Origin of the sequence: Streptomyces sp. R35 (assembly GCF_041053035.1) — a bacterium.
Classification (GTDB): domain Bacteria; phylum Actinomycetota; class Actinomycetes; order Streptomycetales; family Streptomycetaceae; genus Streptomyces; species Streptomyces lutosisoli.
Map to the genome: position 1 here is coordinate 4,197,122 of NZ_CP163440.1, position 12,004 is coordinate 4,209,125.

At 68.8% G+C, this 12,004-nt stretch carries 14 protein-coding genes; 10 read left to right on the forward strand and 4 right to left on the reverse strand.

All coding sequences use genetic code 11. The features are described 5' to 3' along the window. Positions 1-13 precede the first annotated feature (13 nt). The 4 genes from AB5J50_RS19170 (at position 14) to AB5J50_RS19185 (ending at position 4,856) form a co-directional block, all read left to right on the forward strand. Positions 14-1,339, forward strand: coding sequence for an ABC transporter substrate-binding protein (locus AB5J50_RS19170; protein WP_369259632.1), 1,326 nt, complete (start codon positions 14-16; stop codon positions 1,337-1,339). Then, positions 1,336-2,364: a sugar ABC transporter permease gene (locus AB5J50_RS19175; RefSeq protein WP_327428931.1), complete on the forward strand. Its 1,029-nt coding sequence runs from the start codon at positions 1,336-1,338 to the stop codon at positions 2,362-2,364. The genes AB5J50_RS19170 and AB5J50_RS19175 overlap by 4 nt, the downstream gene beginning before the upstream one ends. Then, positions 2,361-3,296: a carbohydrate ABC transporter permease gene (locus AB5J50_RS19180; RefSeq protein ID WP_369259634.1), complete on the forward strand. Its 936-nt coding sequence runs from the start codon at positions 2,361-2,363 to the stop codon at positions 3,294-3,296. Before AB5J50_RS19175 ends, AB5J50_RS19180 begins: the two co-directional genes overlap by 4 nt. A gap of 129 nt (positions 3,297-3,425) precedes the next feature. Then, a complete protein-coding gene (locus tag AB5J50_RS19185) occupies positions 3,426-4,856 on the forward strand; it encodes a GH1 family beta-glucosidase (RefSeq protein WP_369259636.1) in 1,431 nt (476 codons plus the stop codon). 86 nt (positions 4,857-4,942) lie between these two features. Here AB5J50_RS19185 and AB5J50_RS19190 read toward each other — a convergent pair whose 3' ends face one another. Continuing rightward, on the reverse strand, positions 4,943-5,485 hold the full coding sequence (locus AB5J50_RS19190; RefSeq protein WP_369259638.1) for a hypothetical protein: 543 nt from the start codon (positions 5,483-5,485) through the stop codon (positions 4,943-4,945). A gap of 210 nt (positions 5,486-5,695) precedes the next feature. Further along, positions 5,696-6,148: an ATP-binding protein gene (locus AB5J50_RS19195; RefSeq protein ID WP_369259640.1), complete on the reverse strand. Its 453-nt coding sequence runs from the start codon at positions 6,146-6,148 to the stop codon at positions 5,696-5,698. A 195-nt stretch (positions 6,149-6,343) separates the two neighbouring features. On the opposite strand from AB5J50_RS19195, the gene AB5J50_RS19200 reads away from it, so the two are divergent. Both AB5J50_RS19200 and AB5J50_RS19205 read left to right on the forward strand, forming a co-directional pair. Beyond that, on the forward strand, positions 6,344-7,267 hold the full coding sequence (locus AB5J50_RS19200) for a helix-turn-helix domain-containing protein (RefSeq protein ID WP_369259642.1): 924 nt from the start codon (positions 6,344-6,346) through the stop codon (positions 7,265-7,267). An 11-nt stretch (positions 7,268-7,278) separates the two neighbouring features. Next, complete coding sequence (locus AB5J50_RS19205) at positions 7,279-7,473, forward strand: DUF397 domain-containing protein (protein WP_369259644.1); 195 nt, start codon at positions 7,279-7,281, stop codon at positions 7,471-7,473. Here the strand turns inward: AB5J50_RS19205 and AB5J50_RS19210 are convergent. Then, positions 7,445-7,654: a hypothetical protein gene (locus tag AB5J50_RS19210; RefSeq protein WP_369259646.1), complete on the reverse strand. Its 210-nt coding sequence runs from the start codon at positions 7,652-7,654 to the stop codon at positions 7,445-7,447. The two genes, AB5J50_RS19205 and AB5J50_RS19210, sit on opposite strands and share 29 nt — an antisense overlap. 89 nt (positions 7,655-7,743) lie before the next feature. Between AB5J50_RS19210 and AB5J50_RS19215 the strand changes: the two genes are divergently transcribed. The 3 genes from AB5J50_RS19215 to AB5J50_RS19225 all read left to right on the forward strand — a co-directional run bounded on the left by AB5J50_RS19215 (position 7,744) and on the right by AB5J50_RS19225 (position 9,811). Further along, positions 7,744-7,941 (forward strand): DUF397 domain-containing protein, encoded by a 198-nt coding sequence (locus AB5J50_RS19215; RefSeq protein WP_369259648.1) that lies wholly within the window; start codon positions 7,744-7,746, stop codon positions 7,939-7,941. Beyond that, positions 7,935-8,576: a DUF6461 domain-containing protein gene (locus AB5J50_RS19220; RefSeq protein ID WP_369259650.1), complete on the forward strand. Its 642-nt coding sequence runs from the start codon at positions 7,935-7,937 to the stop codon at positions 8,574-8,576. Before AB5J50_RS19215 ends, AB5J50_RS19220 begins: the two co-directional genes overlap by 7 nt. A gap of 89 nt (positions 8,577-8,665) precedes the next feature. Beyond that, positions 8,666-9,811 carry a hypothetical protein gene (locus AB5J50_RS19225; RefSeq protein ID WP_369259652.1) on the forward strand — a complete coding sequence of 382 codons (1,146 nt, stop codon included), beginning with the start codon at positions 8,666-8,668 and terminating at the stop codon, positions 9,809-9,811. Here AB5J50_RS19225 and AB5J50_RS19230 read toward each other — a convergent pair. Then, positions 9,808-11,241 carry an MFS transporter gene (locus tag AB5J50_RS19230; RefSeq protein ID WP_369259654.1) on the reverse strand — a complete coding sequence of 478 codons (1,434 nt, stop codon included), beginning with the start codon at positions 11,239-11,241 and terminating at the stop codon, positions 9,808-9,810. The genes AB5J50_RS19225 and AB5J50_RS19230 overlap by 4 nt on opposite strands. A gap of 109 nt (positions 11,242-11,350) precedes the next feature. On the opposite strand from AB5J50_RS19230, the gene AB5J50_RS19235 reads away from it, so the two are divergent. Next, positions 11,351-11,941 (forward strand): helix-turn-helix domain-containing protein, encoded by a 591-nt coding sequence (locus AB5J50_RS19235; RefSeq protein ID WP_369259656.1) that lies wholly within the window; start codon positions 11,351-11,353, stop codon positions 11,939-11,941. Positions 11,942-12,004: the final 63 nt, after the last annotated feature.

Below are 12,004 nucleotides of genomic sequence, written 5' to 3' on the forward strand. Positions count from 1 at the left end.
ACAGGAGGACGCAATGCGCACGAGTACCCGTCGGTCCCGCAGGCTGGGGGCCCTCGCGGCCGTCGCCGCGCTGACCACAGGGCTGCTGGCCGGCTGCGCCAGCGACTCGAAAGACAAGTCGTCGTCGGACGGCGGCGGAGGCGGCGGCAAGGGCACGACCACGCTGACCATCGGTACTTTCGGCGTCTTCGGCTACAAGCAGGCCGGCCTCTACGACGAGTACATGAAGCTGCACCCGAACATCTCCATCAAGGAGAACGTCACCACCAAGACCGACGTGTACTGGCCCAAGACCCTCACACGTCTGCAGGCCGGTTCCGGTACCGACGACATCCAGGCGATCGAGGTCGGCAACGTCACCGAGGCCGTCCAGACGCAGGCCGACAAGTTCGTCGACCTGGGCAAGGAGGTCGACAAGTCCCAGTGGCTGGACTGGAAGCTGGCGCAGGCCACCACCAAGGACGGCAAGACGATCGCGCTCGGCACCGACATCGGCCCGATGGCGATCTGCTACCGCAAGGACCTCTTCGAGAAGGCCGGTCTGGAGACGGACCGCACCAAGCTCGCCGCGCAGTGGAAGGGCGACTGGTCCAAGTACGTCGCGCTCGGCAAGGAGTACATGAAGAAGGCGCCCAGCGGCACCAAGTTCGTGGACTCCGCCTCCTCGGTCTACAACGCCGCGCTCGGTGGCGAGAGCGAGCGGTACTACGACAAGGACGGCAACGTCATCTGGGACAAGTCCACGGGCGTGAAGTCGGCCTGGAACAACGCGATGACGGTCGCGACCAGCAATATGTCGGCGAAGCTGAAGCAGTTCGAGGACCCCTGGAACAAGGCCTTCTCCAACGCCACCTTCGCGACGGTGGCCTGCCCCGCGTGGATGATCGGCTACATCGAGGAAAAGTCGGGTGACTCCGGCAAGGGCAAGTGGGACGTGGCGGCGGCGCCGACCGCGGCCAACTGGGGCGGCTCGTTCATCGGTGTGCCTACGGCGGGCAAGCACCAGAAGGAGGCCATCGCGCTGGCGAAGTGGCTGACCGCGCCCGAGCAGCAGGCGAAGGTCTTCGCCAAGCAGGCGAGCTTCCCGTCGACCCCGTCGGCGTACGCGAGTCTGAAGCCGCTGGCGGACACCACGGCGTACTTCTCGAACGCGCCGATCGCGCAGATCTTCTCCGACTCGGCGAAGACCATCCCGACGCAGTACTTCGGCACGAAGGACCAGCCGATCGGCACCGCGATCACCGACGTGGGCATCCTCCAGGTCGAACAGAAGGGCAAGACCCCTGCCCAGGGGTGGTCGGCGGCCACGAACGAAATCAAGGACGTGCTCGGCCAGTGACCAGCTCCAAGCAGGCTCTCGCGCAACCCGCGCCGAGTGCTGACGCCGCGCCCGGCTCCAAGCCGGGCGCGGCGGGGGGCGCTCACGGTCGCGGTACGCCGCCCCCGGGCTCGAGTTCGTGGCGCAGCCGGCTGTACCGCTGGGACATGAAGGCGTCGCCGTACGCGTTCATCGCCCCCTTCTTCATCATCTTCGGGGCCTTCGGGCTGATCCCGCTGCTGTACACGGCCTGGTACTCGCTGCACGACGTGCAGCTGGCCTCGCTGGACCACCAGACCTGGGCGGGCCTGGACAACTACAAGAACCTGTGGTCCTCGGACTTCTTCTGGAACGCCCTGAAGAACACCTTCACCATCGGCCTGATCTCCACGGTGCCGCAGCTGCTGATGGCGATCGCGATCGCGCATCTGCTCAACTACCGGCTGCGCGGCTCGACCGTGTGGAGGGTCGTGATGCTCACCCCGTACGCCACCTCGGTGGCGGCGGCGACGCTCGTCTTCACACTGCTGTACTCGTGGGACGGCGGCATGATCAACTGGCTGCTGCACTTCGTCGGGGTCGACCCGGTCAACTGGCGTGAGTCCGACTGGGGTTCGCAGTTCGCGGTCTCCTCGATCGTGATCTGGCGGTGGACCGGCTACAACGCGCTGATCTATCTCGCCGCGATGCAGGCGATCCCGACCGACCTGTACGAGTCGGCGGCGCTGGACGGCGCCAACCGCTGGCAGCAGTTCCGGCACGTGACCATCCCGATGCTGCGGCCGACGATCCTGTTCACGGTGGTCGTCTCCACCATCGGTGCGACCCAGCTCTTCGGCGAGCCGCTGCTGTTCGGCGGGCTCAGCGGTTCGAAGGGCGGCTCCGGCCACCAGTTCCAGACGCTCGGCCTGTACATGTACGACCAGGGCTGGATCATCGGCAACCTCGGCAAGGCGTCCGCGATCGCCTGGTCGATGTTCCTGATCCTGCTGATCGTCGCCGTGATCAATCTGCTGCTCACCCGACGTCTGAGGAAGTCCCAATGACCACAAGTGATCTGACGTTGCCTCAGGCGAAGGGGAAGGGCAAGGAGAAGGCGACGGGCGACGGCGCGGGCACGGGCGGCCGGGGCTCCCGGCGCCGGATGCTCGGCGCGGGCAAGCAGCTGCACGCGGGCCCGGTCACCTACGTCGTCCTGGTCATCTTCGCAATGGTCTCGCTGGCGCCGCTGCTGTGGACGGCCATCGCTGCCTCACGCAACGACCAGCGCCTGGCCCAGACGCCGCCGCCGCTGTGGTTCGGCGGCAACCTGTTCAAGAACATGCAGGCCGCCTGGGACCAGGCCGGGCTCGGCACCGCGATGCTCAACAGCACGATCGTGGCGGGCACCATCACCATCGGTACGGTGATCTTCTCCACGCTCGCCGGATTCGCCTTCGCCAAGCTGCGCTTCAGGTTCTCCAGCACCCTGCTGCTGCTGACCATCGGCACGATGATGATCCCGCCGCAGCTGGCCGTCGTACCGCTGTACCTGTGGATGAGCGACCTGCACTGGGCCAACCATCTGCCGACGGTCATCCTGCCCACCCTGGTCACCGCGTTCGGCACGTTCTTCATGCGGCAGTACCTGGTGCAGGCGCTGCCCACCGAGCTGATCGAGGCGGCGCGCGTCGACGGCGCGAACAGTATGCGCGTGGTGTGGCACGTGGTCTTCCCTGCGGCGCGCCCCGCGATGGCGGTGCTCGGACTGCTGACCTTCGTGATGGCCTGGAACGACTTCCTGTGGCCGATCATCGCGCTCAACCAGCAGAACCCGACCGTGCAGGTCGCCCTCAACTCGCTGGGCACCGGCTACGTACCCGACCAGGCCGTGATCATGGCGGGCGCGCTGCTCGGCACGCTGCCGCTGCTCATCGCCTTCCTGCTGTTCGGCAAGCAGATCGTCGGCGGCATCATGAACGGCGCGATCAAGGGCTGACCTGCCGCGCCGCCGGCCGCGCAGCCGCCGACGGGGCCGGGTCACCGCCGCCCCGGCCCCATGCACCTCCCCCCACTTCCCCCCTCCTCCTGACCGTCGGTCTCCACGACCCCTTATGGGAGCGCTTCCATGCCTGAGCCCGTTACCCCTGTGACCTTTCCTCCCGCCTTCCTCTGGGGCGCGGCCACCTCCGCGTACCAGATCGAGGGGGCGGTGCGGGAGGACGGCCGCACCCCCTCCATCTGGGACACCTTCAGCCATACGCCCGGCAAGACGGCCGGCGGTGAGACCGGTGACATCGCTGTCGAGCACTACCACCGCTACCGCGACGACGTGGCCCTGATGGCGGAGCTGGGCCTGACGGCGTACCGCTTCTCGATCTCCTGGTCGCGCGTGCAGCCGACCGGCCGCGGCCCCGCCGTACAGCGCGGCCTGGATTTCTACCGCAACCTGGTCGACGAGCTGCTCGCACACGGCATCAAGCCGGCGGTCACCCTCTACCACTGGGACCTTCCGCAGGAGCTGGAGGACGCCGGCGGCTGGCCCGAGCGCGACACCGCGCTGCGGTTCGCCGAGTACGCGCAGATCGTCGGCGACGCGCTGGGCGACCGGGTCGAGCAGTGGATCACCCTCAACGAGCCCTGGTGCAGCGCCTTTCTGGGATACGGCTCCGGGGTGCACGCTCCGGGCCGTACGGACCCGGTGGCGTCCCTGCGCGCGGCCCACCACCTGAACCTGGCCCACGGGCTCGGGACTTCGGCACTCCGCGCCACGATGCCCGCCCGCAACTCGGTCGCGGTGAGCCTCAACTCCTCGGTGGTCAGGCCGCTTTCCCAGGACCCTGCCGACCTGGCGGCCGCCCGGCGCATCGACGACCTCGCCAACGGTGTCTTCCACGGCCCGATGCTGCACGGCGCCTATCCGGAGACCCTGCTGGCGGCGACGTCGTCGGTCACCGACTGGTCGTACGTCCTGGACGGCGACCTGGCGGCGATCAACCAGCCGCTCGACGCGCTCGGCCTCAACTACTACACCCCGACGCTGGTGTCGGCCGCGGCGGCATCGGCCGACGGCCCGCGCGCCGACGGCCACGGCGCGAGTTCCTTCTCCCCCTGGCCGGGCGCGGACGACGTCGCCTTCCATCAGACCCCGGGCGAGCGTACGGAGATGGGCTGGACGATCGACCCGACGGGCCTGCACGACCTGATCATGCGCTACAGCGGGGAGGCGCCGGGCCTGCCGCTGTATGTGACGGAGAACGGCGCGGCGTACGACGACAAGCCGGACCCGGACGGCCGTGTCCACGACCCGGAGCGGATCGCCTATCTGCACGGCCACCTGTCGGCCGTACGGCGGGCGATCACCGACGGCGCGGACGTCCGCGGCTACTACCTCTGGTCCCTGATGGACAACTTCGAGTGGGCGTACGGCTACGGCAAGCGCTTCGGCGCGGTGTACGTGGACTACGCGACGCAGGCCCGTACGCCGAAGTCGAGCGCCCTCTGGTACCGGCAGGCGGCCCGGACGGGGACGCTGCCGCCGGTGACGGCCGCCGAATAGACCAGGTGCCCGGGGGGCGCGGGGGATCGCGGGGGACGGGGCGCGGCACCTGAGGGGGGTGCCGCGCCCCGGCGATCCACGGCTGTTTACGAGGAGTAGACCTCGGTCATCGCGGTGATCTTGTTGTCGGCGCCGACGGCGACGTCGTAGAAGTTCATCCCCCAGCAGTCACTGGTGTCCGCCGAGGCCTGACCGCCGTCGTACGAGGTCCCGTTCGGGTCCGCGCACGTCTTGACGTGGGCGATGCCGCCGTCCTGGGCGGTGAGGGTCTTCTGCTTCATGTCGTTCTTGCTGATGACGGTCACCTTGGTGTCGCCCGAGGCCATGGAGTACGTCTTCGGCTCACCGACCGGCTCGTAGGCGGCACCGGCGTCCGACTTCGGGTCGCAGTGCATCTTGGCGTCCTTGGCGATGACGTTGTTCATGGCGCCTTCGACGTTGTTGACCCAGATGACCTTGTGGCCCTTGGCGATGGTCGGGCAGGAGCCGTTGTCCGCGCTCGCGGAGGCGGCAGGACTGGCGGTGGGTGTAGCGCCCGCGGAGGCTGTGGCGCTCGGACTGGCGCTGCTGCCGGCGGCACCGGTGTCATCGGTCTCGCCGGGCTGACAGGCGGTGAGGGTCAGCGCCACGGAAACGAGCATGGCGGTGCCAAGGGCATGACGGATGGAAAGCACGACTCCCCCGAGTGGTGATACGGGCCGAGGCCCGGGTGGTGACCGGGCCGAAGCCCGAGTGATGAACCTGGCCGAAGCCAGAGTGGTGACACGGGCCGAAGCCCGAGTGATGGCACGGGCCGAAGCCCGAGTGATGGCACGGGCCAAGATCGACCCGGCCGCACACTATATAGCCATGGGCATGCCGAGTTGGGGGCTGCGCCCCAGCTCGAACCAGGTGGCCTTGCCCCGGCCGGGGCCGTGCGCACACACGCCCCAGGCGTCGGCGCCGTACGAGATGAGCTGTATGCCGCGGCCGTCCTCGTCGTCGGGATCGGGGGTACGGCAGGTGGGGGTGCCCGGGGCTTCGTCGTGAATGAGGACGCGGAGGCGGTACGGGTCCGTCCAGCCGGCGTAAAGGGTGACGGGGGTGGTGCAGCCTTTGCCCGCACAGGCGTTGATGGCGTTGGTGACGGCTTCTGAGGTCAACAGGACGGCGGTGTCGGTGAGTTCGGGGCGGTGGGAGGCGGTGAGGAGGGTGCGGATGGTTTGGCGGGCGGTGTGGACCCAGATGGGGTGGGGTGGGAAGACGAGGGAGACATCGGTGGGGGTGGGGAGGGGGTGTGGGGGGTCCTCCATGGGGGGCTCCTTGAGGTTGGGGCGCGCACGTGGTGACCAGGTCCGGGGGTCCTCAACTGGGGCGAGGGTGGGGGTACTTCCTCGAGGCGCGGGGTGGTTGGGACGACTACGACGGTAGGGAACCCATTCATGAAGTAACAAGGGTTTCCGGGTTGAGTCACCTGTGTGAGTGACTGGCGAACGACCTTGTGGACCATGGCAGTTCGACTGTGCAGACTGCAGTCGGAGGAGGTGCGCATGCCACCCAGGAGCAACCCCAGCGAGCGCCAGCGCAGGCTCGGCTTGGAACTGCGCAAGTTGCGCGACCGTGCGGGGCTGTCCGGCCACGAGGCCGGCGCCCTACTGGACGCGGACCGCGCGCGGATCAGCAACATTGAGGCGGGTCGCGTCGACGTCTCGCGCAACCGGCTCTACATGCTCCTGCGTGAGTACGACTGCCCGCCAGGCCCTCTGTTCGAGGGGATCATGCAGATGGCCGGCGAGCGCGGCAAGGGATGGTGGGACGAGTTCAAGGACACCGCCGGCCCAACGGCCCGAGATCTGGCCGAACTCGAATCTCGTTCGGCCGTCCTGCGCACGCACGAGCCACTGTTCATCCCCGGCATGTTGCAGACCGAGGAGTACGCCAGGGCGGTGCTCAGCGAAACGGAGTCCGACCCTCAACGGGCTGATCGATACGTCGAGTTCCGTCTCGCCCGGCAGCGCATCCTGGCTGAGGGCACCCCCGTCACGTACCGCGCCGTCATCTACGAGGCCGCGCTCCATGCGCAGATCGGCGGACCAAAAGTGATGCGCGAGCAGCTACTTCGACTCATTGAGGTGTCGCGGCTGCCCAACGTGACCGTGCAGGTCTTCCCGTTCGAGGCGGGTGTCTACTCTGCGTACAGTCGAGCATTCGCGATCTTTGGTGGCGTAACCCCCGAACTGGACACCGTGTATCTGGAGCACCCGACGAACTCGCTCTTCCTGCGGGATGGAGACCAACTCGACGAGTACGCCAAGATGTTCGAGCGGCTCTCCGAGTTGGCCTTGCCGTCGATCGACCCCGAGTCAGCGCCGGAAACACACAGGTCTCGCGACTCACTGAGCCTGATCCAGCACGTCATGTACGCCCTCTGAAAGGAACAGCGATGCCCCAACTCACCTGGCAGAAGTCCTCGTTCAGCGGGGGCGGCGAAGGCGAGTGCGTAGAGCTGGCGGCAGCAGCCCCTCACCGCATCCACCTACGCGAAAGCGACCAGCCCCACGAGATCGCCACAACCACGCCCCACGCCCTCGCGGGACTGCTCGGCGCCCTCAAGACCGCTCGGATCGCGCGACCTTGACGCGCCGCCGGACCACCGGCGCGAGCACGGCGATCAGGACCACCGAGACAACGACGAACGTCCCGACCTCGACAGCCGACGGAAACGCATGCTCAGTCACGAGCGAGGTCACGGTCATCCCCGCCGCGGCCATGCTGAAGGAAATCGCCGCGCGCTGGGCGAAGGGCCGGGTGCGGGCCATCAGACGTACCGCCGTCCTGGAAAGAACACGAACCCTGTCTCAGATGTGATCGTCCCGCAGGGTACTGCCCTCCCCTGAGAGGAACCACGATGCCCCACCTCACCTGGCAGAAGTCCTCGTTCAGCACCGGCGGCGAAGGCAACTGCGTAGAACTGGCGGCAGCGGCGGCCGGCGCCCACATCCACCTCCGCGAAAGCGCCCAGCCGTACGAGATCGCCACGACCACACCCAACGCCCTGGCCGGACTGATCCACGCGGTCAAGGAGGGACGGAGGAGCGGATGCTGACCGGTGACGGGCTCGGTTGGATAGCCGAGGCGTATCCCCTCGGCTACAGCGTGATTCTTTGCGAGGGACTCGCCCCCGAGGAGATCCTGGTGCGGCTCGGCGGCAGCCCGGAGGCGTTCTACCCGTTGACGCGGGACGTGGCGCAGTTGATCGAGGTGGGCAACTCGATGGAGGAGCCGTACGACCTGGACGACATGGACGGCATTGACGAGGAGACCCTCGACGCCCTGGGATTCCTCCGTCCCGAGGCGAACGCGATCATCCGCGCGGGCCCGGCCGGGGCCTGGTCCTTCGCGATACAGGCCTCCACTTCGTACGTATCGGCCAGCGACTACCTGCCCGCCCTCTCCCGAGGCACCCGCGTGGTGGCGGCCAGTACGGACGTGAATGCAACACAGCGGGTCGAGTACGCGGTCGACGGCCGCACCCTGTCGTCCTTCGACCCCCTCTTCCGCCACTACGACGACGGCCCGGACCCCTTGGCCCTCCCCTGGCCACCCGGCGAACCATTGGGCCCACGGCAGGTGTTGGAACAGCTGGAAACCGACTTCGGCATCTGGGTCCCCCGGGACTCCGAGAACCAGCGCCTGCCCGCAGCCGCGCTGTCCGCCCAATGGCGCCACCACGCACCGTAAGTACCCACTGTGAGACGGCTGTTGACCTTAACGCTTCCTTGGCACCCGGAGCGTGGAAGGTGATGCGGAGGGAGGCGCAGAATTGTCCGGTGACACGCGCAGAGGATGACAAGGACGGCCAGGACGACGAGGGCGACCCTCTGTCTGGAAGAGCCGGCAGTGCGCTCCCCAAGAGGCCCCACCCGTCGGCGACGTGGCCCGCGGCCATCGGCGGTGTCCTGCTGCTGATCGCGGCGTGGCTGCTGCTGGTGAACGTGCGCGGTGCGCTTGCCGAGGAACGGGAGTTCAGGGCGGCGGTGGCCTGTCCGACGCGGACGGTCTCGACCGGCGGCTCCGAGGACTGCCTGCGCACCGTGACGGCACGAATAGACCGCGCCGAGCGGGACACGAAGCACAGGGGGGCGTCGTACTGGCTGTACGTCACTGAGCCGGGTGGCAAGAAGGACAGCGCTTGGATCGAGGGTCACACCCCTGGCTCCCCGACCGCCTGGTCCGGAACCCACGTCAACGTCACCCTCTGGCGGGGCGAGATCCGGTACGTCGACTTCCCGGCCGGACGCCTGTCCACGCACGCCGACCCGCGCGGCAGCTACCGGCCCCGCCTGGCCGCGAGTCTCGGTATCGGTTTCTTCGGCCTGGCTCCGCTCTGGGCCGGGTACTGGTGGGCCCGGCGCTCCATGGCGTCTCCCCTGCGCGCCCCCTGGCAGCTCGGCCTCCCCATGACGGGCGCACTGACGCTCGCCGCGACCAGTGCCGTCGTGGCCCTCGTGACCCACGGGATCTGGACCGCGCTGGAGTACGTCGCGGTGGCCGCGGGCGTGGTCCTGCTGGCCTGCACCGTGGCCGCGCTCGTGCTCCGGCGGCGGCAGAAGGACGACGACACCATCGAGGTGACGCCGTCCGCCCCGACCTCGGAGCAGTGCTTCGCGGGCTCCGTCCTGGGCGAGGGCCGCTACAGCGCCGGAGGCGGCGGCTACCTGGTAGCGGCCCCCGGTGTCCTCCTGACCACCCCCGACCCGACCGGCGCCTTCGCCCGCCGCCCCGTCCCCGCCACCCTCATCCCCGTACGCGTCCGCCCGCCCTACTGGACGGACCCCCACAACGGCGACTACGCCGCCGAGAGCGTGGTGATCGAGTGCCGTGACGGCGAAACCCCGGTCGTCATCGTGACGAAGAAGGAAAACGTGGCGTGGGTGCTGGGAGCGCTGGAGTCGGTCGCGACGGCGCCCTCCTAGCCGTGCGAGGCCTGCCCGTCCTTCGACCCCTCCTTCGGCCCCTCCTTCGGCCGCGATGCGTGAGCCACCAGGAACAGGGACAGTCCGCAGGTCGCGACCAGGATCCAGCCCGGACGGGAGGCATGGGCGAGCCCCGTCGGGGTGGTACCCGCGACCAGGCCGCCGGCGATGGCGATGCCGAGGGCGGAGCCGAACTGGCGTGCCGTGGACGTGATCGCTCCGGCCACGCCGGCTCGGGCGGGAGGAAGTCCGCTCACCGCGGTGTTGGTGATCGGAGCGTTGGCGAAGCCGAACCCGATGCCGATGAGCAGGTAGGCCAACAGGAGCAGGAGCACGCTCGTGTGCTGGTCGAGCCCGACCAGGCAGAGTCCGCCCACCGTGATGAAGCCGCCGGCCAGGAGCAGCGGCAGCCGCGGTCCCGTACGGCCGACCAGACGGCCGGACAAGGGTGCGCAGACGGTCGCTCCGGCCGCCATGGGCAAGGTCGCCACCCCGGCGGCCAGTGGCGTCCATCCCCGGGTGTGTTGCAGATAGAGGGTGTTGAGCAGCAGGGTCACGTTCAGGGCGACGAAGACGGCCACCGCGCCCAGCACCGCACCGCTGAACACCGGACTCCGGAAGAGCCGCGGGTCCATCAGCGGCTCGCTCCGACGGGTCCCGGCCCACACGAATCCGACCGCCGCCGCGACAACGACGACGTACGCGCCCAGTGCCGGAAGCGACGCCCAGCCGACGCGCGGCCCCTCGATGAGGACACCGACCGAGACCCCGATGACCACGGTCAGCAGGGCCTGACCCGGGAGGTCGAGCCGCCGCGCCCGCTGCGCCCGGGACTCCGGCACGAACACCGCGCTGAGCACGAGGGCGGCCACGATGACCGGCAGGTTGATCCAGAACACCGACCGCCAGCCGAAGCCGGCGAGGAGGGCGCCGCCCGTGACAGGGCCGGCGGCCATGCTGAGCCCGAAGACCGACGCCCACACACCGATCGCCTGCGCCCGCTCCCTCGGGTCGGGCATCGCGTTCACCACGATCGCCAGCGCCACGGGACTGAGCATCGAGGCGCCGATCCCCTGAACGGCACGGGCGGCGATGAGCACGCCCGCCGAAGGGGCCACCGCGCAGACCAGCGAGGCCGCACCGAACACGGCCAACCCGGACTGGAACACCCGCCGACGCCCGAACCGGTCCGCCAGCGCACCCGAGGAGATCAGAAGACTCGCCAGGACGAGGGTGTACGCGTCCACGGTCCACTCAAGACCACGGGTCCCGACCCCCAGACCGCGCCCGATGGCCGGCAGTCCCACGTTGACGATGGTGGTGTCCAGGCCCACCAGGAACATGCTCAGGCAGCAGACGGCCAGCACGGTCCAGCGCCTGCGCGCACTCACCATGGGCTGAAGCTGAATGGGATGAGTCGTCGCGGTCACGGTTGGTCCACCTCTCACGTCCGGAGGCGCTTGAGCGCCTGCCCCGCCAGGCTCGGCCCGGACGACCACCGCCGCCCATCAAATTTGCGAAGGCTGCAAACTGGACCCTGTGGACGCGGAACTGGAACAGATCATCGACGGCATCGGCCCCCGGCTGCGCACACTGCGCCGGGACCGTGGGCTCACCCTGGAGGCCCTCGCGGCGACGACCGGGTTGTCGGTGAGCACGCTGTCCCGTCTTGAGTCGGGCAAACGGCGCCCGACCCTGGATCTGCTCATCCCGCTCGCACGCGAGCACCACATCGCACTCGACCAACTGGTCGCCGCACCGGCCAGCGGTGACCCCCGGGTCCACCTCAAGCCCCTGCGCAAAAGCCACGGCAGCGTCCTCGTACCCCTGACCCAGTACCCGGGCCGGGTGCAGGTCTTCAAACAGGTACTGGCACCCCGCGAGCCAAAGCTCGTGACCCACGACGGCTACGAGTGGCTCTACGTCCTCGCCGGCGAACTACGCCTCATCCTCGGCGAACGCGACTGCACACTCCACCCCGGCGAAGTGGCCGAGTTCGACACGAGAGAACCGCATTGGTTCGGCCCGGCGAACACCAGCGCCGTAGAGATCCTGCACCTCTTCGGGCCCCGAGGCGACCAGGCCGTCGTCCGCGCGAGTCCGTCTCATGACCCGCGGCACCCGGTGTGAACTCGGCGGTGCGGTCCAGGAATTCGGCGTGATCGGCTCCGGGGAGATGGTGTCGACACGTTC